23 protein-coding genes and 1 tRNA gene are annotated in these 23775 nt (G+C 56.9%); 14 read left to right on the top strand and 10 right to left on the bottom strand.

All coding sequences use genetic code 11. From position 1 onward, the window contains the following. Positions 1 to 6: 6 nt before the first annotated feature. The 8 genes from ACN08Y_RS00960 to ACN08Y_RS00925 form a co-directional block, all read right to left on the bottom strand. A complete protein-coding gene (locus ACN08Y_RS00960) occupies positions 7 to 444 on the bottom strand; it encodes a GntR family transcriptional regulator (RefSeq protein ID WP_419099242.1) in 438 nt (145 codons plus the stop codon). A 9-nt stretch (positions 445 to 453) separates the two neighbouring features. Further along, positions 454 to 1593 (bottom strand): aspartate-semialdehyde dehydrogenase, encoded by a 1140-nt coding sequence (gene asd / locus ACN08Y_RS00955; RefSeq protein ID WP_419099243.1) that lies wholly within the window; start codon positions 1591 to 1593, stop codon positions 454 to 456. Between the two features lie 84 nt (positions 1594 to 1677). Continuing rightward, positions 1678 to 2274, bottom strand: a complete 597-nt coding sequence (locus tag ACN08Y_RS00950; protein ID WP_419111589.1) for a dihydrofolate reductase — start codon at positions 2272 to 2274, stop codon at positions 1678 to 1680. Between the two features lie 9 nt (positions 2275 to 2283). Then, positions 2284 to 3102 (bottom strand): thymidylate synthase, encoded by an 819-nt coding sequence (locus tag ACN08Y_RS00945; protein ID WP_419111588.1) that lies wholly within the window; start codon positions 3100 to 3102, stop codon positions 2284 to 2286. A gap of 55 nt (positions 3103 to 3157) precedes the next feature. Then, the gene (locus ACN08Y_RS00940) at positions 3158 to 4159 is read right to left on the bottom strand and encodes an NUDIX hydrolase (protein WP_419110800.1); all 1002 of its coding nucleotides are present in this window, start codon (positions 4157 to 4159) and stop codon (positions 3158 to 3160) included. Positions 4160 to 4292: 133 nt separating this feature from the next. Continuing rightward, positions 4293 to 6521, bottom strand: a complete 2229-nt coding sequence (locus tag ACN08Y_RS00935; RefSeq protein ID WP_419104835.1) for an RNA degradosome polyphosphate kinase — start codon at positions 6519 to 6521, stop codon at positions 4293 to 4295. Between the two features lie 69 nt (positions 6522 to 6590). After that, positions 6591 to 7634 (bottom strand): mycothiol synthase, encoded by a 1044-nt coding sequence (mshD, locus tag ACN08Y_RS00930; RefSeq protein ID WP_419111587.1) that lies wholly within the window; start codon positions 7632 to 7634, stop codon positions 6591 to 6593. A gap of 39 nt (positions 7635 to 7673) precedes the next feature. Beyond that, the gene (locus ACN08Y_RS00925; RefSeq protein ID WP_419099249.1) at positions 7674 to 8360 is read right to left on the bottom strand and encodes a winged helix-turn-helix transcriptional regulator; all 687 of its coding nucleotides are present in this window, start codon (positions 8358 to 8360) and stop codon (positions 7674 to 7676) included. A 148-nt stretch (positions 8361 to 8508) separates the two neighbouring features. On the opposite strand from ACN08Y_RS00925, the gene ACN08Y_RS00920 reads away from it, so the two are divergent. The 3 genes from ACN08Y_RS00920 (at position 8509) to ACN08Y_RS00910 (ending at position 11302) form a co-directional block, all read left to right on the top strand. Then, the gene (locus ACN08Y_RS00920) at positions 8509 to 9258 is read left to right on the top strand and encodes a hypothetical protein (protein ID WP_419099250.1); all 750 of its coding nucleotides are present in this window, start codon (positions 8509 to 8511) and stop codon (positions 9256 to 9258) included. 240 nt (positions 9259 to 9498) lie between these two features. Next, complete coding sequence (locus tag ACN08Y_RS00915; RefSeq protein WP_419099251.1) at positions 9499 to 10155, top strand: FABP family protein; 657 nt, start codon at positions 9499 to 9501, stop codon at positions 10153 to 10155. Next, positions 10148 to 11302, top strand: coding sequence for a YgfZ/GcvT domain-containing protein (locus ACN08Y_RS00910; protein ID WP_419111586.1), 1155 nt, complete (start codon positions 10148 to 10150; stop codon positions 11300 to 11302). The genes ACN08Y_RS00915 and ACN08Y_RS00910 overlap by 8 nt, the downstream gene beginning before the upstream one ends. Before the next feature lie 310 nt (positions 11303 to 11612). On the opposite strand, the gene ACN08Y_RS00905 is transcribed toward ACN08Y_RS00910, so the two are convergent. After that, a complete protein-coding gene (locus ACN08Y_RS00905) occupies positions 11613 to 12644 on the bottom strand; it encodes a 6-phosphofructokinase (protein ID WP_419099253.1) in 1032 nt (343 codons plus the stop codon). A gap of 334 nt (positions 12645 to 12978) precedes the next feature. Beyond that, a complete protein-coding gene (locus tag ACN08Y_RS00900) occupies positions 12979 to 14181 on the bottom strand; it encodes a pyridoxal phosphate-dependent aminotransferase (RefSeq protein WP_419099254.1) in 1203 nt (400 codons plus the stop codon). A gap of 245 nt (positions 14182 to 14426) precedes the next feature. Here ACN08Y_RS00900 and ACN08Y_RS00895 point away from each other — a divergent pair. The 11 genes from ACN08Y_RS00895 (at position 14427) to rplL (ending at position 23649) form a co-directional block, all read left to right on the top strand. Continuing rightward, positions 14427 to 14499 (top strand) — tRNA-Trp (locus ACN08Y_RS00895). A gap of 72 nt (positions 14500 to 14571) precedes the next feature. Next, a complete protein-coding gene (gene secE, locus ACN08Y_RS00890; protein ID WP_419099255.1) occupies positions 14572 to 14835 on the top strand; it encodes a preprotein translocase subunit SecE in 264 nt (87 codons plus the stop codon). Positions 14836 to 14938: 103 nt separating this feature from the next. Continuing rightward, positions 14939 to 15676 (top strand): transcription termination/antitermination protein NusG, encoded by a 738-nt coding sequence (gene nusG / locus ACN08Y_RS00885; protein WP_419099256.1) that lies wholly within the window; start codon positions 14939 to 14941, stop codon positions 15674 to 15676. 162 nt (positions 15677 to 15838) lie between these two features. Continuing rightward, the gene (locus ACN08Y_RS00880) at positions 15839 to 16720 is read left to right on the top strand and encodes a hypothetical protein (RefSeq protein WP_419111585.1); all 882 of its coding nucleotides are present in this window, start codon (positions 15839 to 15841) and stop codon (positions 16718 to 16720) included. Between the two features lie 8 nt (positions 16721 to 16728). Further along, entirely contained in the window at positions 16729 to 17853 is a 1125-nt protein-coding gene (locus tag ACN08Y_RS00875) for a hypothetical protein (protein ID WP_419111584.1), read from the top strand. Continuing rightward, on the top strand, positions 17850 to 19850 hold the full coding sequence (locus ACN08Y_RS00870) for an ATP-binding cassette domain-containing protein (RefSeq protein ID WP_419111583.1): 2001 nt from the start codon (positions 17850 to 17852) through the stop codon (positions 19848 to 19850). The genes ACN08Y_RS00875 and ACN08Y_RS00870 overlap by 4 nt, the downstream gene beginning before the upstream one ends. Before the next feature lie 188 nt (positions 19851 to 20038). After that, the gene (gene rplK, locus ACN08Y_RS00865; RefSeq protein ID WP_419099258.1) at positions 20039 to 20470 is read left to right on the top strand and encodes a 50S ribosomal protein L11; all 432 of its coding nucleotides are present in this window, start codon (positions 20039 to 20041) and stop codon (positions 20468 to 20470) included. Between the two features lie 147 nt (positions 20471 to 20617). After that, positions 20618 to 21310, top strand: a complete 693-nt coding sequence (rplA, locus tag ACN08Y_RS00860; RefSeq protein ID WP_419111582.1) for a 50S ribosomal protein L1 — start codon at positions 20618 to 20620, stop codon at positions 21308 to 21310. A gap of 88 nt (positions 21311 to 21398) precedes the next feature. Next, positions 21399 to 22406 (top strand): ABC transporter ATP-binding protein, encoded by a 1008-nt coding sequence (locus tag ACN08Y_RS00855; RefSeq protein ID WP_419111581.1) that lies wholly within the window; start codon positions 21399 to 21401, stop codon positions 22404 to 22406. Between the two features lie 241 nt (positions 22407 to 22647). Beyond that, entirely contained in the window at positions 22648 to 23157 is a 510-nt protein-coding gene (rplJ, locus tag ACN08Y_RS00850; RefSeq protein ID WP_419099262.1) for a 50S ribosomal protein L10, read from the top strand. A gap of 114 nt (positions 23158 to 23271) precedes the next feature. Next, positions 23272 to 23649, top strand: coding sequence for a 50S ribosomal protein L7/L12 (rplL, locus tag ACN08Y_RS00845; RefSeq protein WP_419099263.1), 378 nt, complete (start codon positions 23272 to 23274; stop codon positions 23647 to 23649). Positions 23650 to 23775: the final 126 nt, after the last annotated feature.

The raw sequence follows: 23775 nt of genomic DNA, 5'->3' as shown, positions 1-23775 counted from the left end.
AAGGGGCTAGCCCTCTGATGCTTCTTCTAACCCCAGCATATGGCCAATAATCTCAAGGATTTTGGGGTCTTCGTAGCCTAGCTTGCGCATGGCAGTTACATACTTTTCGGTAAGCGTTTGAGCCTTGTGGGCCGTGGAATCAAGGGCCGTAATAAAGGAGCCGGCTCGCCCGTGGGTTTCAATAGCCCCAGCAGCTTCAAGCTCCTTATAGGCCTTGGCCACGGTATTGACTGCTAGACCTGTTTCTGCCGCCAAAGCCCGCATAGGGGGTAACCTGTCACCGGCCGCCAAGCGGCCATCAAATCTAGCCGCAATAATTGCGCGCCGTAACTGGGAATAGGGGGGAACATCCGATGCCTTATCCACCCTGAAGTTTAAGGCACGGATGCCCCCGCAGAGCTCCTGATGGGACTCATGAATCGGGGGCATCTGAGGCTTGGTCATAGCTCTATTTTAGAGGGTGCCGGTCGCAATCTTCAGCATGCGGCGCACCGGCTCAGCGGCACCCCACAGGAGCTGGTCACCTACAGTGAAAGCACTGATGTACTGAGGTCCCATGCTCAGCTTGCGGATACGGCCAACCGGGATATCCAGGGTGCCAGAGGCCGCTACCGGGGTAAGGTCGCGCATAGTTGCTTCGCGCTCGTTGGGAACTACCTTGGACCACTGGTTATCTTCATCAATGATCTTCTCAATTTCCTCAACCGTAAGGTCTTCGGTCAGCTTGAGGGTGAGTGCCTGTGAGTGGGAGCGCATGGTTGCGATACGGACGCACAGACCGTCAAGAGCGACCCGGCTATCGCCTTCAAGGCCCAGAATCTTGTTGGATTCAGCCTCTGCCTTCCACTCTTCGCGAGACTGCCCCTTGCCCAAGTCTGAATCAATCCAGGGAATGAGGGAACCTGCAAGCGGTACACCGAACTGGGTGGTGTCCAGCTCGCCAGAACGTTGCTTGTCCAGAATCTTGCGGTCAATCTCAAGAATCGCTGAAGCGGGATCAGCCAGTTCAGCCTTGACGGTGCCGTTCAGGTCACCGAACTGCTTGAGGACCTCGCGCATGTGGCGGGCACCGCCACCGGAAGCCGCCTGGTAGGTCATGGAAGTACCCCACTCCACCAGGCCCTGCTTCCACAGGCCACCTAAGCCCATGAGCAGGCAGGAGACGGTGCAGTTGCCGCCGATAAAGTCTTTGACGCCAGAGTCCAGGCCACGGTCAATAACATCGCGGTTAATGGGGTCAAGTACAATCACAGCATCATCGTTCATGCGTAGGGTGGAGGCTGCATCAATCCAGATACCCTGCCAGCCGCGCTCCCGCAGAGCAGAATGAACGGCCTTGGTGTAGTCGCCACCCTGAGCAGTCACAATCACGGGGAGCTTAAGCAGCTCGTCCAGGTCGTGTGCGTCTTTGAGAGTGGCCTCTTCAAGGGCCCCGCCGAAGGTAGGGGCGGGGGCACCAGCCTGCGAGGTAGAGAAGAAGACGGGGCTAATACCCTCAAAATCTCCTTCTTCGAGCATGCGCTGCATGAGGACGGAGCCCACCATGCCACGGTAGCCTACAAAACCTACTGAATCACCGGGTGTAAAAGTCATGGTTTCAGTCTAGCTTTATTCCGCTGCACGCGTGAGGGGAACAGCCTCGTGTTACAGCCCAAAGCGAGGTAGACACGGAAAAGGCTACCCCTGTAACTGCCAGCTCTCAAAACGGTAGGGTAGAGCGACCTTATCACCTGTGGCTTCAAGGCCGTAGCCTTTAACGCTGGTGAGCGTATCGGTGGACGCAAGTAATTCCCAGCGGTCATCTAAAGCCGGTGCGTAGGTGTCGCCCTCTAATTCAAGGCCAAAGACGGTTCTTTCCACTCGGCTCACGCAACCGCCAGCTACCTGCGGCAGGTTCCGAGCTGTGAGAGCCTCCGCATAGACACGACCGCCACCAATCACCCAATAGGCAGTGGCATCGGGTGCTAGCTGGGCCGCCTGTTCAAGGGCTATGGCTAAGGAGGGTACCCAGGTAGCCCCGTCGCGGAGGGTGGGGTCAGAAAGGGAGGAGGAAATAACGATATTAGGACGCCCCGGTAAAGGACGAAAACGAGGCGGGAAGGACTCCCAGGTAGCGCGCCCCATAATCACGGGGCACCCCCAGGTAACCTGCTTGAAGTGGGCTAGGTCTTCGGGCGCGTACCAGGGCATATCACCGGCCCGACCAATCACGCCCCTGCCCACCTGGGCCCAGATGGCGCCCAGTACCGGCAAATCTTTTTCAGCTACGCTCATAGCCTGCCCCTAGACCGCGATAGGGGCTTTGATGGTGGGGTGGTGCCGGTAATCCACCAGTTCAAAGTCCTCAAACTCATAGTCAAATAGGGAGGGTTTCTTATTCTTGATGATCAGCTTGGGGTAAGGGTAGGGTTGCCGGCTGAGCTGCTCCTCAACCTGCCGATAGTGGTTGGAGTAGATATGGCAGTCCCCGCCGGTCCACACAAACTCACCGGGAACCATACCCGTCTGCCCGGCAATAAGCTGGGTCAGCAGAGCGTAGGAAGCGATGTTGAAAGGAACGCCCAAGAACATATCGGCGCTCCGCTGGTAGAGCTGGCACGAGAGCTCACGGGTGCCGTCCGGGCGGGTCTTGACGTAGAACTGGAAAAGCGCATGACAAGGCGGCAGAGCCATATCATCGACCTCAGCGGGGTTCCAGGCCGTGACGATATGCCGACGAGAATCAGGGTTAGTCTTGAGCGACTCAATGACCTTAGCAATCTGGTCAATGGTCTGCCCATTCCCGGCGGGCCAGGAACGCCACTGTACGCCGTAGACCGGGCCCAGTTCGCCGTCCTCATCAGCCCACTCGTCCCAAATACTCACACCGCGTTCCTGAAGCCACCGCACATTGGACTCACCCCGCAGAAACCAGAGCAACTCAAGAGCAACCGACTTAAAGTGAACCCGTTTAGTGGTAATCAGCGGGAAACTCTCCGCCAGGTCAAAACGCAGCTGGCGACCAAAGACACTCTTGGTGCCGGTACCGGTGCGATCAGACTTAAGATCGCCGGTAGCCATAATCTCACGAAGTAGGTCTTCGTAGGGGGTGGGAACAGTCATTATCTTCTTTTCAGTCAAGGGGGCAGGGAGCGCCGGGGGCACTCACCTCAAGGAATCAGTCATCAAAAGGCTTAATCTGTTCTAAAGAAACCACGGTCATAGGGTGAGTAACCGACACCTGCATGACCCACATTTCACCCGGCTTCAGGTAGGGATCAGCAGCGGGCAGATGCTTGCGCAGAGACTTGCCCAAATGCCCACCCAGCACCTCCAAGACCGTAGGGAGTACCGGACGATGGGTACACAAGACAACAGAACGGTCACGCTTCTCAAAGAGCGACTCTGCTACTTTACGCGCATGCTTGGGTGAACGTCTATTACTGTCCTCTGTCAGCCCGCGCTTTTCCTTAATGGTCAGGCCACTTGCCTTAGCATAAGGGTAGACCGTTTGCATGCACCTGACCCAGGGCGAGGAAACAACCCGCTCAGGGGACCAAGCCTGTAATAACCGCCCCACAGCCAGAGCCTGTCTCTTGCCTGTAGCGGCCAGCGGGCGCTCGCCTTCTGCCCCTGCCCACTTAGAACGAGGCTTGGCCTTAGCATGCCGCATCACAATTACGGGGCGAGTCTTGAGATCCTGAGCGGACTCTAAACGGAGCAGGGCATCCAGGGGTTCCTTATCGGTGGGGCTGGTCAGCATCGCCCGTGCCTGCTTGGGGCTTACCCAGCGCAGTTCATCAACTTCACCCTCATCAGCCTGTGCCCGTGCACCAGCGGGGAGCTCAGCGGCCCAGTAGTAGACCTCCTTGGGCTTTCCCTTGACCTTATAGGCGGTCACCGCAAGCGGTGCGCCTAGCGTGACTTGGAGACCCACTTCTTCACGGACCTCACGCACAGCGGTCTCGGGCAGTGTTTCCCCCGGATCCTGCTTACCCTTGGGCCAGGACCAGTCATCGTAGCGGGGGCGGTGAATGATGAGTACCTCGAGCTTGTCGTGGTGACGCCGCCAAATTAGCGCGCCAGCAGCATTGACGGCGGCCTTGTTGCGGGGACCTCGGCGGATAGATAGTTCCCCGTCTGCTGTGTGTGCGGTGTAAAAGGTGTCTGTGTGCGGCATGTGGAGCTCCAATAGTGGGGCGGGCATTTAAGATGTCCCTGGGTTAACCTTGCCTTAACCCAAGGACATTGTATTCCCTCGACTGCCCTGGAGAGGGAATCGGGCGGATAAGTTATCCTGTCAAAGCTAACTGTTAGGAGCGCTTATTGCGTTTCTTGCTCCGGCTAGCCAAGTAGAAAGCCTGGACATCACGCAGAGGCTGACCTTCGGCATCCAAATGATGGCGTTCCCAGGAACCGTTGGCGCTCAGGTGCCAGTTACTTGTCTTGTCCGAGAGGTAATTCTCAAACATTTGGAGCAGGTAAGCCACATGGGCAGGTTCCTTAACATGTACCAGGGCCTCAACACGGCGGTCCAGGTTGCGGTGCATCATATCGGCTGAGCCGATGTAGGTCTTGGGCTGACCGGCGTTTTCAAAGGTGAAAACCCGGGAGTGCTCCAAGAAACGCCCCAGCACCGAACGCACCTTGATGTTATCTGAGAGCCCAGGAACACCGGGGCGTAGGGCACAGATGCCGCGTACCAGTACATTGACTTCTACTCCGGCCTGTGAAGCACGGTAGAGGGAGTCAATGATAGCCTCATCGACCATCGAGTTGCACTTAATCTGAATCTTGGCGTAATGACCGGCCTGCTTGTGTTCTATTTCCTTATTGATGTTGTCAATCAGGCCCGAGCGCAGGGAGCGGGGGGCAACCAGCAACTGCTTGTAGGTTGTCTTGGGAGCGTAGCCGGAGAGCTGATTGAAAAGCCTGGAGACGTCCTCACCGATTTGAGGGTCGCAGGTAATTAGACCGAGATCCTCATAGAAGCGGGCGGTGGAGGGGTGGTAGTTGCCGGTGCCGATATGGCAGTAGCGGCGTAGACCATCGGGTTCCTTGCGGACCACCTGGGAGAGCTTGCAGTGGGTTTTGAGGCCCACGATGCCGTAGACCACGTGAACACCGGCGCGCTCCAGTTTGCGGGCCCATTCGATGTTGGCCTGCTCGTCAAAGCGGGCCTTAATCTCGACCAGGGCCAGGACCTGTTTGCCAGCTTCGGCTGCTTCGATGAGGGCATCGACAATGGGGGAGTCTCCGGAGGTACGGTAGAGGGTCTGCTTGATAGCCAGTACAGCGGGGTCAGAGGCTGCCTGCTCGAGGAAGGCCTGAACGCTGGTCGCAAAGGAATCGTAGGGGTGGTGGAGTAAGACATCGTGATCGCGGGTTGCGGCGAAAACGTCGGCAGCCTTGGAGGTTTCGTTGGCGTTGAGCCAGCGGGAGGTGTGGGCTACATGCTTGGGGTAGTGCAGGGCAGGGCGGTTGGTCTTAGCGATATCGGAGAGACCGCGCATGTCCAGGGGCGCAGGGAGCTTGTAGACCTCGTGCTCATCGATGCCTAGCTCGGAGACCAGGAGTTCCAGAATGGTTGGGTTGATGGTGTCTTCAACCTCTAGGCGTACCGGCGGGCCGAAACGGCGGCGGAGCAGTTCTTTCTCTAGTGCTTTAAGAAGGTTCTCAGCATCGTCCTCTTCTACTTCGAGGTCTTCGTTACGGGTTACACGGAAGGCGTGGTGTTCCAGTACTTCCATGCCGGGGAAGAGAATATCGAGGTGCTCAGCGATAATCACTTCGAGAGGGATAAAGCGTACCTCACCGGAGGATGAACGTACCGAGCGTGAGCCATCAACGGCGACCATCCGGTCCATGGTTTCGGGGACCTTGAGACGGGCAAAGAGTTCCTTGCCGGTCTGGGGATTGCGGACAATGACCGCCAGGTTGAGCGATAGACCGGAGATATAGGGGAAGGGGTGGGCCGGGTCAACGGCTAGCGGGGTGAGCACCGGGAAGACATCGGTTCGGAAGAAGTTGGAGAGGCGGTCCTGCTCAGCGGTGCTCAGATCGCTCCAGCCGACAATGCGAATGTTTTCTTTTTCGAGTTCTGGGTAGACCTGCTCGTGGAAGACCCGTGCCTGACGCTCTTGCAGGGCGTGAGCGGCTTCGGCGATTTCTTCCATCTGCTCTTCAGGGGTGAGGCCTGCGGCTGAGGGCATGGCGATACCGGTGGCGATACGGCGCTTGAGCCCGGCTACCCGGACCATGAAGAACTCATCGAGGTTGCTGGTAACGATAGAGAGGAAGTTCAGTCGTTCAAGCAAGTAGAGGTTGGGATCTTCTGCCAATTCGAGAACCCGGGTGTTGAAGTCTAGCCAGCTTATTTCGCGGTCAAGGAAACGATCGGAGCCAAAGTCACCCTCGAGGTTGGGGAGCTTAATTTTCTTCCCTATATCGATACGGTCTACGCGTGTTTCAGCGCGTTCTAGCTTGCTGATGTCACTCCCGATGGGGATGCGGTTGGGTATCTCTTCTGGTGCCTTGGTCATGGTGAGCCTTTCGCGGTTGCGGTCAATACAAAGTGTGGGTCTTGTGGCTTCGGGCCGGTGGGGTGCCCGTCAGCTGGATCTTGAGGGGGTGGCTTCTGCCGGGGCACCGGGTCGGTACTGTCGGTCAACGGTGAGCGGGGTGAAACCGAGAGAGCGGTAGAGGCTGACTGCCGCCGTATTATCTGCATCGACATAGAGAACTATACGGTCTAGGGCTTTTCCTTGCTCGTCGGTTGTCTGAGCTAGGTAAGCCATACCTGCTAAGGTGAGGGCTTTACCCAGGCCCCGGCCCTGCCACCGGGGGTCGATGCCGATGGCATAGACTTCACCTTCTGGCTCTGCTCCCTGGTCTGTGGGGATTTTGGTCCAGTGGTAGCCGGCCAGGGCAGAGCCGCACTTAGATTCTGCCTCTGCGGTACTGTCAGAGACATGAACCAAGAAGAAACCTTCGGGCCGGAACCAGGCAGATTCCGTGCGAACCTGCAGATCCTTTAGGGTCAGCCTGCCCTGCTCGGGGTGATGTGCAAAAGCGCGTGCATTCAGTTCAACCCAGTGATGGGCTTGCTCCGGTGAGTAGGTGATAAGTTCGAGACCATGGGGGAGCTGAGCCTGATCAGCTAGGTCAAGGATGCGTTGCCTCGATACTTCGGTTAGGGGTAGTTCTAGTTTGTAGAGTTCCCGGCTTGCCTTCCACCCTAAATGCTGAGCAATAGTAAGGGCAGCTTCCAGAGCGGGGGTTTGCTCCTGCGGGCCTCCGTGGATCCAGGCCGCTAGAGGCTGGCCCTCCAGAGCTTTAAGAACGGAGGTAATTAGAGTAAGGCCGATACCCTGCCCGCGCATTTGAGGGCTTACTGCTGCCTCAAGAACCCAGGTATCACCTTCAAGAACAAGCACCGCTAAGCCTACAAGCTGGTCTGCTACCCGCGCTTCAAAGGCCTTCACGGCAGAAGCCGGAACCGCCTCGTGTTGGTTCACTGCTCGGATAACTTCAACATGGGCCTGCTCCGAAAAAGGAGCTGCTCCGTCCTGTCCCTGGGCCAAGCTAGCTAGGGCCTGCATGCCTTGGGGTAAGTCAGAAGCAAAGGTAGATTCAACCACCTCAAGAGCCTTCATAGGTACCTCCTCCACTCACCATGAGCCTTCCTCCTTACTCTAACGAGACTCACCTCTGGGGGAGTTGAAGCTATAGCCAACATTGCGCACCGTCGTAATCAACTGTTCGTGGTCAGGCCCTAACTTGGAACGCAAACGGCGAATATGAACATCGACGGTGCGGGTGCCGCCGTAGTAGTCATAGCCCCACACCTCAGATAGAAGCTGGGAGCGGGTAAAAACACGGCCAGGGTGCTGGACCAAGAACTTAAGGAGTTCGAATTCCTTATAGGTCAGGTTGAGCGGTGAGCCCTGCAAACGAGCCGAATAGGAAGCCTCGTCAACCGTTACGCCCCCCACCCGAATAATAGAATCCTGAGCCTGAGCTAGGTGATCACGGTAAGCTGATAGCAGGCGTAGACGGGCTTCTAGCTCAGCCGGTCCAACCGATGCAAGAACGATATCATCAACCATCCAATGAGCTGCTACAGCCGCCATGCCGCCCTCGGTTAGCACCATCAGCAAGGGCACATTAAGCCCGGCTCCCTTCAGGAGATGGGCACAGTTGCGAGCAGCGACCAGTTCCTCGCGGGCATCGACCATGACCACATCCGGCCCCAAACCCTGGATAGGGGCAAGGGAGGAACCTAAAGGCAATACAGAAAACCGGTGTGCTAATAAACCCAAAGACTGGGTGACGTCAGCGCCATCGGTCGATGAATCACTCAACACGACAATATGCAGCACACCATCACTCCTCGCTATACAGCAACTCTTGACCAGTATAAAACGCGGTACCCGGACGTTGATAAAAAGGCTCGTAATACGGGAAGATATAAAGATAAAGCCGGGATTATGAACCCGGCCCATCACTTACCGCACCCCGAAGGCTACTGTGACCACCAAAGAGAACTCCACACGAGCAATACGAACCTTTGTTCCTGAGCTCAGTAGGTTCCGCCGAGCTCAGCAGAAAACTGTTTACCAAGGGCCCTTAGGGCGAATCGGTGCTACCCGGCGCTCCCGCTACACCCTGGTTGCTCTCTCAGGGGTGCTTGCCCTTCTCGCGCTGGTGGTTTCTGCCATTATCTCGCCAACAGTTGCGGCAGCAGCCGGTCTGGGTGCTGTACTTCTCATCGCTGGCGGCTGGCCTGCTGCCACCGGTATTGCTGAACTCCGTGGGCGCCACCGCGTAACGTCACATTCGGTCATTATTCTCTTATCCGGGCTAGCTTCGGTTCTTTATGCCTGGATTAACCCCGGGGAGTCCCCGCTTACCTTCTTACCAGCTATTGCTGCTGTTGGTATTGTCTCCAGCTTTATGACTGAGCTTGCCCGCGGTGAGGGTGCACAGGGCAAGCTGGAGTCGGTGATTAGCTGTGTTTCAGGGGTACTGGCCTCTGTTTCTGTTGCCGGATGGGTGGGTTTGGCTATTCTAGCCAAGCACGCCGAAACCGCTCAGCCGGTTGTCATGATTGGTGTGGGCGTAGGTATCCTGCTGGGCATCATCGGGATCCGGGTCATCTCGGCAGGCCCCAAAGAAGGACCGCGCCGCGGGGCAGTGACATTGGGTGTCACGCCGGTAGCTTTCATCGGAGTTATTGGGTATGTATGTGCGACTTTCCTCACGCGCGTGATAGGCTAGCCACATGAGTATTCTTGCATTAGAAATTTTCTTCCTCGTCCTGCTGGGGCTGGCAGGTCTGGCTATTTTCACCTGCATCGGCTTTGTGCTCACCGGTCTTTTCCGCGGGCAGAAGTAAACAGCTTTCAGTAGAAACCATCAGGCCCTCGCGCACCGAAGCGCGGGGGCCTTTTCTCTGCCCGACCTACGCTGACCGCTAAGCCCAGCTCACGGAGTCAAGCAGCTACTAGACTAAGGGGTATGGCTATTGAAATTCCCACCAACCTTACCCCCGAGCTCGTCCCCTTCTCCTGGTTGCTTGGTACCTGGGAAGGTACCGGCTCCCTCTGGTACGAAGGCTCTGAACAGACCCCCTTCGGGCAAATTATTACCTTCGCCCAGGAGGGCCTGCCCTTTATCGAGTACAGGGCTGAGAGCTTCCTGCTTGATGATGCAGGCAAGAAGCTCCGCACCATCACCCTTGAAACCGGCTTCTGGCAGATTGACCGACCCCAGGTAGACGGTGATCTTGGCCCCGGGCTGGTCCCGGCAGCAGTGGTCCCAGTACACCAGGACGCCGAATCGGTAGAAGCCCTGCGTAATGAAGACGGCGGCTTTAACCTGCTTGCCACCATTGCTCACCCCGGCGGGCTGACTGAAAACTATGTGGGCATGATTAAAGGCCCGGTGGTGCGTATGCAGACCGGCAACATGCTCAAAGATGACATTTCCAAAGAATACGCAGGTTCTGTCCGGCTCTGGGGCCTGGTAAACGGCAACCTCATGTGGGACTGGGAAACCGCTCACCCCGTCACCGGCAAGCTAGAAAAGCACGCATCAGCAGAGTTGCGCAAGACTTCTTCTATGACCGGTGACGACCTGGGCACCACCATGTTCGGTGGAGAGAACCTTGACTAGCCTCAGCGGCTACAGTAGCCCCCTGCTTCGCCGTCCCGGTGCCTTTGCTGCATCGGGAGCCGATGCCGGTGTCGCCGCCCACTACGGTAACCCGATTGCCGAGCAGCGGGCGCTTGCCCGCCGAAGCAAGCTGACCCTAGTGGACTACTCCCACCTGGGTATTGTGACGGTGGCTGGTCCTGACCGTTTGAGCTGGCTGACGACACTCTCGACCCAGGTGCTTACTGGCCTGGGGGAGGGGTCTAGCACTGAGCTTCTCTTGCTGACCCCGCAGGGGCGCATTGAGTTTTCCGCTTATGCAGTGGAGCAGGGGGGTAGGGTCTGGCTGATAACCGAAGGCGCTCAGGCCGCCCCGCTGGCGGACTACCTCAAGCGCATGAAGTTTATGTTAGAGGTGGAAGTCACCGACCTAACCGAGAGCTACGCTGTTCTTGGCTCGACGGTGGACCCTCGCACCTGTAAGGATGCCTCCCCGGCACTGGCTGCTGGAGTCATCTGGCAGGACCCCTGGGCAGCAGGTGTTGCTGCTGGCGGTTACAGTTACAGCGCGGTTGAAGAGAACCAACACCCCGGAGCTGACTACCACCGGTACCTGACTATCATTCCTGCTCACCGCCTACTCGATGCCGTTGACGGTTGCCAGCTAGCGGGCTCCTGGGCCGCCGATGCCCTGCGCATTGAGGCCTGGCGTCCCCGGGTGGGGGTGGATTCTGATGAGAAAACAATTCCTCACGAACTTGACCTCATGCGTACAGCAGTCCACCTGGAGAAAGGCTGCTACAAGGGCCAAGAAACAGTGGCGCGCGTGCACAACTTAGGGCACCCGCCCCGTCGCCTGACTTTCCTGGATCTTGATGGCTCTGAACATACTCTCCCCGCGGTAGGGACCCCCGTGATGAACGGGGCCAAGCAGGTGGGTGTCATTACCTCTGTTGCTCTGCACCATGAAGCTGGGCCTATTGCCTTAGCCCTTCTGAAAAGGTCGGTGGCTCCCGATGCTGAGCTACGAGCTATTGACGGCGGCGACTTTGATGCGCAGGGCAACCCTGCACCGGCTACTGAGTACGCCTGCTCGCAGACTCTGATTGTTGCTCCCGACGCCGGCCAGGTGGTGGGGCGGCGTACCAAAGGTCAGTTCCTGAGTTAGGGAAAAACCCAGGCAGTCTAAAGGCCCCGGACAGCTTGCTGTGCAAGCTATCCGGGGCCTAAATCTGTATGTGAGCCTTGAGTAAGCCTTGGTGGCTAGGAGCTCTACCTGGTTGGAGCCGTCATCTTCAAGGCAGACCAAGCGCTAGCTGGGGCCTCGATACCCTAGTCTGCAAAAGTGATGGGGACTGCGGTAGCAATCCGGGGGGGGCCTGGCTACCGTCACCAGCTACATCAACCGACCTTTGATTCTTAAAAATTTCAGAACCAAGGGTAGAGCCCTCTCTCTATACAGCTTGTCGCCCGCCTGTTTAGCGACCGAAAAGTACTTTGGCTTCCTGGTAGCGGTCAGCAGGAACTTTCTTGAGGCCGTCCAGAGCCTCGGCAAAGTCTACGCGCCTGATTTCGGTACCTTGCATGGCAACCATCTTGCCCCACTCCTTATCGTGAATCATATCCACAACCTGAATGCCTAGGCGAGTTGAGAGAACGCGGTCAAAGCCGGTAGGTGCACCGCCACGCTGAATGTGACCCAGGATGGTGTTGCGGGTCTCAATGCCGGTCAGACGTTCGATTTCCTGGGTAACCCACTCACCGATGCCACCCAGACGGGGGCGGCCGTCCTTTTCCTGGCCCTTGCCGGCCAGTACATCGTCAAAGCCCTCGGGGATGAAGCCTTCAGCTACAACGATCAGGGGTGAGCGACCGCGGTCGTGAACTTCTTTGACCCAGCCTGCTACCTCTTCCATGGATACCTTGACTTCGGGAATCAGGATGGCGTGGGCGCCCCCGGACATACCGGAGTGCAGGGCGATCCAACCAACGTGGCGGCCCATAACCTCTGCGACCATGGCGCGGTGGTGGGACTCGCCGGTGGTGCGCAGGCGGTCCAGCGCGTCGGTTGCAATGGAAACGGCGGTATCGAAACCGAAGGTGTAGTCGGTTGCCTGGAGGTCGTTATCGATTGTCTTGGGGACGCCAACTACGGGCAGGCCGGCATCGGCTAGGCGCTTTGCGCCTGCTAGGGTACCTTCGCCGCCGATAGCAACAATGGCATCAATGCCGTTGCGCTCCATCATGATTTCGATGTTTTCGGGGCCGCCCTTGGGTCCGTCGAAGGGGTTGGTGCGGGAGGTGCCCAGAATGGTGCCACCCTGGCGGGCCAGACCGCGGACCTTAGTGCGGGGCAGATCCATGTAGTCGCCCTCCACAACGCCGCGCCAGCCATCGCGGAAGCCGACGAATTCGTCGCCGTAGGTTTTGATGCCGTTGAGGACGGCGCCGCGAATGACAGCGTTCAGGCCGGGGCAGTCGCCGCCGGAGGTGAGCAGACCGATCTTCATGGAGAGTCTCCTAAATATTCCTGGTGGGGAACGGTGGTGGTGGGACCTTAGGCGGTTTTCTCCCGGAGAGCAACCGACATGTTGGTCTTTGTTGTTTTCTATTCTAGTGAATTTGGGGTTGAGTGGGTAGCTGTGGGATAGCTTGGGTTATATGTTTTCAGCCTCTACGTTAGGGTCAAAAACGATTTTATTGTGGGTGGGAGGCCGGTAAAAGAAGTGGCAGGTGTACCCAAAGCAAACTGACTCAAGAGCTAGCTGATGTCAACCGCATATGAAAGACATGAAGCTACCAGAGGTGTGCTTGCGCAGGGTACACCCGCCGACTGAGAGTTTTCTACTGGGCTGTAGCGAGTAGCTTCTGCATACGGGCCAGGCCCTCTGCCAAATCATCGTCGCCTAGCGCGTACGACAGGCGCAGGTAGCCTGAGGGGCCAAATGCTTCACCCGGCACTACCGCTACTTCGGCTTCTTCCAGGATAATTTCGGCTAATTGGGCCGAGGTCTGCGGGGTCTTGCCCGCAATGGTCTTACCGAGCAGGCCGGTGACATCGGCGTAGGCGTAGAAAGCACCCTTGGGGGTGGGGCAACGAACACCCTCGATGGCGTTCAGGCCCTCAACAATGGTCTTGCGGCGACGATCAAAAGCCTGGTGCATGGTATGGACAGCATCGAGTGGGCCGGAGACCGCTTCAAGTGCTGCAAGCTGAGCTACGTTGTTGACGTTGGAGGTCATATGGGACTGTAGGTTAGTAGCGGCCTTGGTGATATCAGCCGGAGCGATCATCCAGCCCACACGCCAGCCGGTCATGGCGTAGGTCTTGGCAACACCATTGAGAATAACAGTGTTCTCAGCCAGCTCGGGCACAGCTTTAAGAATGGAGGTAAAGGGGACACCGTCGTAGGTGAGGTGCTCATAGATTTCATCGGTCAGCACCATAATGCCCTTAGCCAGTGCCCATTGACCAATGGCTTTGGTTTCTTCGGGGGAATAGACCGCGCCGGTGGGGTTGGAGGGCGAGACAAAAATGAGGGCCTTAGTAGCCGGGGTGTAGGCGGCCTCGAGCATATCGGGGGTGACCTTGTAGTCAAGGTCGGCACCCGCGAAGACCTCGACGGGGTTACCGCCAGCCAGGCGAATTGCCTCGGGGTAGGTGGTCCAGTAGGGGGCGGGCAAGAGAACGTCATCGCCTTGGTCGATGACGGTGGCGAAAGCCTGGTAGACGGCCTGCTTGCCGCCGTTGGTCACAATAATCTGTGAGGGGTCAACCTCAATGCCGGAATCCCGCTTAGTTTTATCTGCAATAGCCTGCTTGAGTTCCGGGAGGCCTGCTGCCTGGGTGTAACGGAAGTTCTTAGGGTCATCCAGAGCCTTGCGGGCGGCTTCGACAATGTAGTCGGGCGTGGGGAAGTCAGGCTCACCGGCGCCAAAGCCAATCACCGGGCGTCCTTGGGCCTTGAGTGCCTTGGCTTTCGCGTCGACAACGAGGGTGGCCGAGGGGGCGATAGCGCCAATGCGGCGGGATACGCGCTGAGACATGGGAGGGTTCTCGCTTCTGTCCTAGTGACTTAGGACCGTTGGGTGGTTGATGCCTGTAGGTGCAACAAAAACTATGCTGAGGCCTACACCCTTAAGCATAGGTGGTTGGCTGTGGGGCTGGGGAGGGCTGTCCTCAAATTGCCAAAGAGAAAATTATGTTCTAAAGTAGGTACCGTTGTTCGCAACCGAACAACTATTGACCTATGCCCGTGCGCCTGGGTCATCCTTGAAGGGGTAACCTTCAAAGGGCGGTGGCTCAATTGGTAGAGCAGCGGTCTCCAAAACCGCAGGTTGCAGGTTCGAGTCCTGTCCGCCCTGCTTTTGCCTCACAGGTTTTTTGTCAATCGAACCGAACGGTTCATGATGAGTCTAGAAAGGGGCGGGCCTCACATGGCTAAATCAATCGCCGCTAGGACCGCCGATTCTAATGAACCAGGCGCCCACCAGAAGCTGGGCTTTTTCGGTCGTATTTTCCAGTTTTTGCGCCAAGTATTCGCAGAGCTCAAAAAAGTTACTACACCCACCGGTAAAGAACTGGTGCAGTATGTGATTGTTGTTCTTGCCTTCGTTGTTTTTATGCTCCTGCTCATCTCTGGGCTGGACTACCTCTTCGGGCAGGGCGCCTTCTGGCTTTTCGGCAATGGCATCAGCTAACTGTAGTAGAGCCGGGCTCTAAGCCCGCCCCACCCCATAAAATCTTTTGTATGTAGGGCGCACGGCGCTCCTCATAGAACTCCAACGACGAAAGCAGGAAAGCGTGTCCGAGCAGGAAATGCACACTGAAGCCGAAGAGGTTGTAGAACCTGCAGAGCAGGCAACCGACCAGGATCTGGCAGAGACTGAAACTGTAGAGGTAGAAGAAGCTACCTCCGCCGAGGAAGTCACTGAACCTGCTGTAGATCCGCTGGAAGAGTTTAAGGCTAAGCTCCGCCGCCAGGAGGGTGAATGGTTCGTTGTTCACACCTACGCTGGCTACGAGAACAAGGTTAAGACCAATCTGGAATCTCGAGTGCAGACTCTGAACGCCGAAGATGACATTTTTGAGGTTCAGGTCCCCATGGAAGAGGTCATGGAGGTCAAGAACACCGCCAAGAAACTGGTGCGCCGTGTTCGTGTTCCCGGCTACGCCCTGGTGCGTATGAACCTGACCGATGAAACCTGGGGCGTAGTACGCCACACCCCCGGTGTTACAGGCTTCGTTGGACAGGACGCCTATAACCCTGTGCCCCTGCGCCTGGATGAGGTTGTAGATATGCTGGCTCCCGTCTTTGAAGCTGAGCAGGCAGAAGCAGGCGAACTGCCCAAGCCCGCTCCCGCTGTGGAGACCGGCTACGAGGTGGGCGAGGCTGTCACCGTTAAGGACGGCCCCTTTGAGGGTATGCCCGCTACTATCTCCGAGATTAACGCTGCGGCTTCTCAGATGGTGGTACTGATTTCTGTCTTCGAACGTGAGACCCCTGTGACCCTGAACTTCTCACAGGTCACTAAGATGTAACCCCTAGAGGGTATAAAACATGTACCGCCCGGTTTGAGCTCTAAGGCTCAGGCCGGGCGGTTTTTTGTTGCCTTTTTCTTGGGGGTGCGGGCTATAGTTGTTTTAACTGAAACTGAAACTGAAACTGAAACTGAAACTGAATACGCAAAGGAGCGTGGGGCAGTGGGCACCATTCGGAATTTTAGGCAGGCATGCGGTTCTCTTATGGGCGTTGGGGCCTTAGCCCTGGGCCTGGTGGGATGTTCAGCATCTTCTTCGGGGACTGCATCAGATGCCAGCTCTGACTCTGAGATCAAAGCTGCCATCCGCATCGACCCGCAGGCTATCGAGAAGGTCAATACACTCTTCAACATGACTCCTGCGGCGCAGCAAGCTAAGGAAGCGGCAATTGCTCAATGTATGCAAGCCAAGGGGCTCACCTGGCCGGCACGGTTAGCAGATCAGGCTTTTGATATTCGTTCTCAATTCTCGCCTAAGCCTCTTAGCATTGAGGAGGCCCAACAATATGGTTATCAGACACAGAATTCTAATCCTGAACAAGATGCTCCCTTTGTAGATGACGCCACCTGGGATGCCTATACAGGTAGCCCAGAAAACGGCAACATTGCTGTTGAAGGAATTCCTGGAGCAATCGCTAAAGATGGATGCCTGGCTCAGTCCTACAAGGAAGTGTTTGGGAGCGTAGAGACCGGGGTGCTGTTTGAAAGCGGTATTCTCAACCTACCTCTGCCCTATCTCAACGCAGCTGTCGCTGATAAAAGGATTGTGGAGCTTGATAAGCAGTGGGCCACCTGTATGAAAGATCAGCACGGTCTTGAGATCGCTACACCAGAGCTAGCTGCTGTGGATACCAGCATGGACTCCCAGCAACTAGCTGTCTACGATGCCCAGTGCCGCCAAGAAGTTAAGTATGAGGAAGGTGCGACCGAGGTCTTGAATGCCTACCTGACCACTTTCCTAGCTGACCAGCAAGGTGTCATTGACCAGCTCACCCAGGCCAAGCAAACTGCTGAGAAAAACGCCCCCGTAATCCTTGGAAAATAGGTTTCACTATGAAGAAGAGCCTCTGGGCCCTGCTCACCCTACTCTGCATGATACTGACCGGGGTAACCGTCTATATCGCGTCCTCTTTTAAAACCAGTGAGCAGAAGGCTGCCGAAGCTCAGGCCCCGGAACCCAGCATTGTCACCGCCAGCATAGAAAACCGAACCTTAGAGAACACCCTGCCCCTGGTTTGCTCAGTAGACTACACCGACCAACGAGAACTGGACGTCACGAACTCAACCCCCGGTGCCCAGTACACCAGTATAGACATAACCCAGGGCGAAGAGCTGGGCAACGGGAGCCTAGTAGCCGAGGTCAACGGGGCCCCGGTCTTTACCCTCCTGGGAGGGTTCTCCCTCTACCGCGACCTGACCCTGGAAACCCAGGGGCCGGATGCCAAACTCCTCAATGATTCCCTGGTAAGTCTGGGCTATCAGCTCCCCCGGATTGGTGCCGACACAGATACAGTCACCGAGGAAACCTACCGGGCTCTCGGTGTGCTCTACACCCACTTTGGCTATAAGCCCCTGAGTAAAGAGGACCCTATTCCGGCTAGCTCCTTTATCGTGCTCAAGGACCGGGCAACCATTATCTCCAAGTCCCGCTCAACTGGCGATGTTAGCTCTGAGGCACTTGCCCTGCTGAGCTCCGGCCAGAAAGAACTGGCCTGCAAACCAGCCGCCGGTAGCCTGAGTACAGAAGTAGCCACCGGCCAGAGACTGCGACTCAGCACCGGTGCTACTGTTACCTACCCGGTAGAAGTTAAGGCCGAAAAGACCAGCACCGGAACCGGTACAGAAGCCCAGGCTGTAGCCCCTAACCAACAATCCGCAGCCGATGCAGGCACCAAGTACCTTGCAGTTCAGGTCCCCGAGGGTGATTTGGGCGGGCTGAGCCGCTTAAATGCTGAGCTGATCTTGGATTCCTCTCCCCAGGCGGGTCTGGTTGTTCCCTCCAGCGCCATCTACACCACAGGGCAGGGGAGTACCATCAAGCTCCAGGAGGGCACCGGAACCCGAGACGTTACCGTGCGGGTGACCTATAGCGCTAACGGCTACAGCATGATTGAAGCAGACCCCAGTACCGGGCTGACCGAAGGTAGCCAGGTCGTAATTTCCACCGGTACATCATGAGCTTCCAGCCCCTGATTGAAACCCGCGAGATTCGCCAGCAGTTTGGCACCGCCGATAACCCACTAGAGATTCTGCACGGTATTAACCTGACCATTCACGCCGGTGAAATGGCTGCTCTGCTGGGTACCTCTGGCTCGGGCAAAAGTACCCTGCTTAATATCCTGGGACTCCTCGCTAGGGCCAGTTCCGGCAGCTACACCCTGGGCGGAACTGATATCTCCGAGATTGAGGCTAAACGGCTAGCCGATGTCCGGCTATCTCAGGTGGGCTTTGTCTTTCAGTCCTTCCACCTGATAGCCCACAAGAACGTCACGGAAAACGTAGAGCTACCCCTGCTCTACCAGGGTGTTCCCAGGGCTGAGCGTCGTCGCCGTGCCCGCGACGTCATCGACAGACTAGGTTTAGCCCACCGGGCAACTGCCCGTATAGAAACCCTCTCTGGCGGCGAAAAACAGCGGGTGGCTATTGCCCGTGCCGTAATAACCCGCCCCACCGTGCTCCTGTGCGATGAGCCCACCGGCGCCTTGGACCAGGAACGCTCGCAAGAAGTCATGGACCTCTTGCGGGAGGTCACCGGTCAGGACCAGGCCACCCTGGTCGTCACTCACGACCCCGCCATTGCCGCCCGCTGTGACCGGAGTTTCTATATAGAAGACGGCCTGATTCTTGAAGAAACCCACCCGGCGGAACAGTTTTGCGGGCCACAAGAACAGGCGGATGGGCAGGGTAAACCACCTGCGGTAAACGACCCTGCCATAACTACCGAGCAAGAACCCGAGATTTTCCGAGAGCTTGCGGCAGAGAGCATACCTCGATTCCCCTGGGCTAGACCCGCTCTGCTTGAGGCCTGGCAAGCTACCTTTGCCCGCCTACGTCGTAACCTCTTCACCATGCTGGGGGTGGCATTAGGCGTTGCAGCACTCACTTTGACCGTGGGGCTTTCCAACACCATTGCCGGGCAGATTTCCGATGCTTTTGATATCTATCAGGCCAAGAAAGTAACTCTGCATTACAGCGGTAAAGAACCCCTGACCGCCCAACAAGCCCAGAACCTGGTGGAGAGCCCCAGCTATCAGAAACTGGCCGATATTAACGGCGTGACGGCGCAGGCGGCCTACCGAGTCATTAACGAGGTTATGAGCACCCAAGCCAGCCTCTATAGCGAAGAAAAAATATCCGCCCCGGTAGTAGCAGCCCAAGAAAGTGTCTTTGCTGTGCAGGAACAAAACCTGGTGCAGGGCCGTCTCTTTGATAGCGGGCACAACGAACGCGGTGAGACTGTAGCCGTGGTGGGGGAGAGCCTGCTCAAAAAGCTCGGCGTGAACTGGCAAGAGGGCCTAATGATTTACCTGGACGGAAACCCAGTGACGGTAATCGGGGTAGTCACCGAGAACAGCGCCTCTGGTTCCTATTACGGTGCTGTCTATCTTCCCTTAGGTACAGGGGCCTACCCCGAGAGCAAATCCTTTGACATCGTTCTGGGCGTTCAACCGGGTGCCGCCCAGCAGGTGGGCCAAGAAGCCCCTTACGCTGTTTCGCCCAATAATCCTGCTGCCTACAGCGCTAGTATCCCGCCTGCACCCGAAACCCTGAAAAACGCCGTGGACGAGCAGCAGAAAACTCTGCTGATTGCCATGTCGCTGATTACCCTGGTCATCGGCGCAGTGGGTACCATGAACACCTTCCTGGTAGGGGTTATGGAGCGCCGCCAAGAAATAGGTTTGCGTCTAGCCATTGGCACTAAACCGGCAGGTATTACCCTGCAACTAGCCATAGAAACCATCATTACCAGCCTGCTGGGATCCTTTGCCGGTGTGCTCTTCTCCATCAACGCCATTGCCATCCTCAGCCTCCTTAATTCCTGGACACCCATTATCAGCCCCGCAGTGATAGGAATGGGAGCCGGTGTTGGCCTAGCGCTAGGTGTCTTGGCCGGAATCTATCCGGCGCGCAAAGCCGCCCGGATTGACCCCATTGAATCCCTGACCCGCCTGTGAGCAAGACCCCAGCCCGCAGGCTCCCCGGGGCAATGGCTTAAAAAGTCTTAAGGGACTAAGATAGAGGACTGTATGTGTGCGCGCACGCTTGGCGCACACTGCACGGTTGGGCCGTCGCCATGGCCCGCCACCGCCCGGTACATACTCCTGTGTACCGGTCCACCAGCTAAGAAAAGGACCAAATACCAATGGCTCCCAAGAAGAAGGTCTCAGGCATCATTAAGCTGCAGATCCAGGCAGGCGCCGCTAACCCGGCTCCCCCCGTTGGCCCCGCGCTCGGTGCGCAGGGTGTCAACATCATGGAATTCTGCAAGGCTTACAATGCCGCAACCGAATCTCAGCGCGGTAACATCATCCCCGTAGAAATTACCGTCTACGAGGACCGCTCCTTCACCTTCATCACCAAGACCCCTCCGGCGGCCCAGCTGATCAAGAAAGCTGCAGGCGTTGCTAAGGGTTCAGGTGTTCCCCACACCCAGAAGGTCGGCTCACTGACCATGGATCAGGTCAAGGAAATCGCCCAGACCAAGATGGAAGACCTCAACGCTAACGACATTGATGCTGCCGCAAAGATCATTGCCGGCACTGCCCGCTCCATGGGTATCACCGTCGAAGGCTAAACCCTTCCCCCTAGCTCAGGCTAGATACCGAGGCCTCAAAACCTCACCAAGACATATATGTAAGAGCCCACCGGTAGATAGCCGGTTGGCATGTGGCAGAGCCGAGCGCGGCTCATAAGAGACCACACCTGCAAAGGAGAAAAGCAGATGGCAAAGCGCAGCAAAGCGTACCAGGCAGCTGTAGCCAAGATCGAAGCGGACAAGCTCTACGCACCCGCCGAGGCTATTGCAGTAGCAAAGGAAATCGCGGCAGACAAGCCCCACTCAACCGTTGAGGTCGCTCTGCGTCTCGGCGTTGATCCCCGTAAGGCAGACCAGATGGTACGCGGTACCGTCAACCTGCCCAACGGCACCGGTAAGACTGCCCGCGTTGTCGTTATCGCCGCAGGCGAGAAGGCAGAAGCAGCAGAAGCAGCAGGCGCTGACTACGTTGGTTCAGACGAACTGATCGCAAAGATCGCCGGTGGCTGGGTCGACTTCGACGCAGCAGTTGCAACCCCCGACATGATGGGTAAGGTTGGTCGTCTGGGTAAGGTTCTGGGCCCCCGTAACCTCATGCCCAACCCCAAGACTGGTACCGTCACCATGGACGTTGCTAAGGCAGTTGCAGACATCAAGGGCGGTAAGATTGACTTCCGTGTTGACCGCAACTCCAACCTGCACTTCATCATCGGTAAGGCTTCCTTCACCGAGCAGCAGCTGACCGAGAACTTCGAAGCAGCTCTGGAAGAGGTCAACCGCCTCAAGCCCTCATCCTCAAAGGGCCGTTACATCTCTAAGGTCACCATCGCCACCACCTTCGGCCCCGGTGTACCCGTAGACCCCGCAAGCGTAGCCTAAGTAGGTTTCGGTAGCAGGGTGCTCAAACCCTGAAAGAATGGCAGGCTCCGCAGTGTGCGGGGCCTGCCTTTCTTTTAGACTTAAGAGCATGACCCCAGTCTCCCTGCGTATAGATGCCCTCACCAAGAGCTTCGGCTCGGAGGCTGTTCTTAACAACTTCAGCCTGACCATACCAATGGGGCAAGTCACCGCACTCATGGGGGCTTCCGGTAGCGGCAAGTCAACCCTGCTGCGCATCATTGCCGGGCTTGAACAAGCCGACACTGGTACCGTCAGCTACGCCGGTGAACCTATCAGTAACGGACAGGTAGGCTTTATCTTCCAAGAGCCAGTGCTCTACCCCCACCTTAATGTCCAAGACAACATCCTTTTTGCCTACGGGCTAGCTAAGGCCCCCGATCTAGACCGCGAGCACTTTACCTCCCTGATCGGCACCCTGGGGCTGGGGGAGTACCTGCATAAGAAGCCGAGTCAGCTTTCTGGCGGCCAAGCCCAGCGGGCCGGAATTGCCCGCGCCCTGGTGCGCAAAACCCCCCTGGTGCTTTTTGATGAGCCTCTTTCTAACGTGGATCCCCACCTAGCCCAAGCTATCCGGGCTGATATTCTCACTCTGCACCACCAGCTAGGCTTTACCGGCCTTTATGTGACCCACACACCCGATGAAGCCCTCCAGATGGGCCAGGAAATTGCTGTTATAGAGCAAGGACAACTGGTGCAGACGGGGCCTGCCCGCCAGCTGCTACAGAAGCCCGCAAACCTGCAAGTAGCCCGCCTGCTCAACCCGCTCTATAACGAGCTACCTGCTGAACTGGAGGGGCAGACTATGACGGTCGGCATTTCCGCCCACGGATTTTCACCTCGGTATGAGGCAGGGCAGGGTGCCCTGCCGGTCATACCTCGGAGTACCTGGGCCTACACCTCAGGAACCCGGGTGGAGGCCTTGATAGCCAGAGATACTGAGCTGAGCACAGCACAAGGGCTTCTGTGCCTGCCCGCAGGTATGGTTATCACCGCTGTTCTGCCCGGTCTGCCCTGGGTAGAGCTGGGAAAAACAATGTACTGGGCAGTTGATACAGAGAACCTGCACTACTTTTAAGTGATTAAGCCCGCTTAATCTAGCGCACGGCTTGCTTTAAAGTAGCCGGCCGTGGTTAGATGGAGTAACCAAAGACCGCCGGTCTGTGCCTGAACAGGGTACGGTAAGGGCTGATAAGCCACCTGCGTAGGTGCCGAAACAGAAATACTGACCAGAAATTGCTGGAAAGTATTATGCCTCGTTGCCTGCGCATCGAGGCTTTTTTATTGGCCTGGCGGGATTAAGAACTGGAAGGAACACCATGGCAACACAGGATAAGATTGCTGCTGTTTCCGAGATCAAGGAACTCCTTGAAACCTCGAACGGCGTAATTCTCACCGAGTACCGTGGTCTCACCGTTGCACAGATGAAGAACCTTCGTCGTGCACTGGGTGCTGAGACCGAGTACGCCGTGGTAAAGAACACTCTGACCGCTATCGCGGCTAAGGAAGCTGGTATCGATGCATTCGATGGTCAGCTCCACGGCCCGAGCGCAATCGCATTCATCAAGGGCGACTTCATTGATGCTGCGAAGGGTCTGCGTGACTTTGCCAAGGCTAACCCCCAGCTGATCGTTAAGAGCGGTTACTTCGAGGGCGAAGCTCTCGACGAAGCTGGTATCAACAAGTTTGCAAACCTCGAATCACGCGAGGTACTTCTTGCCAAGGTCGCAGGTGGCGCAAAGGGCGCAATCGCAAAGGTTGCTCGCACCGTTGACGCTCTGCGTATCAAGCTCGAAGAGCAGGAAGGCGCAGCACCCGAAGCTGAGTAATCGCTTCTGCTGTAGCTACACAAGAGACTTTTGACCCACCGGGTCACCCGCAAAAAAATTTTCAGCTCGCAGGCCAACAAGAGCCTGCAAGAGATCACAGAAGGAGCCAAACTCATGGCTAAGCTTTCAATCGAAGAACTCATTGAAGCATTCAAGGAACTCTCCCTCGTTGAGGTTTCCGAATTCGTTAAGGCATTCGAAGAAGAATTCGACGTTACTGCTGCTGCTCCCGTAGCTGTTGCCGGTGCTGCCGGTGGCGAAGCTGCAGCTGCTGAAGAGCAGACCGAATTCGACGTTATCCTTGAAGCTGCTGGCGACAAGAAGATCGGCGTTATTAAGGAAGTTCGTGCCCTGACTTCACTGGGTCTGAAGGAAGCTAAGGACCTGGTTGACGGCGCTCCCAAGCCCGTTCTCGAAGGTGTTTCCAAGGAAGACGCAGAGAAGGCTAAGGAAGCTCTCGAAGGCGCTGGCGCAACCGTCACCCTCAAGTAATCTTTCTCAGATTCTTAATCTTTGGCGCAGGGGCGGCACCCACGAAAGTGGGAGCCGCCCCTGCGGCTTTTAAAGCCCAGTCCCTATACTGAGGGCATGGGTAAATACGTCGCACAGCTATTCTGG

Origin of the sequence: Rothia sp. P5764, from assembly GCF_048512965.1 — a bacterium.
Classification (GTDB): Bacteria; Actinomycetota; Actinomycetes; order Actinomycetales; family Micrococcaceae; genus Rothia.
This window is presented reverse-complemented; position numbering and strand designations above follow the sequence as displayed.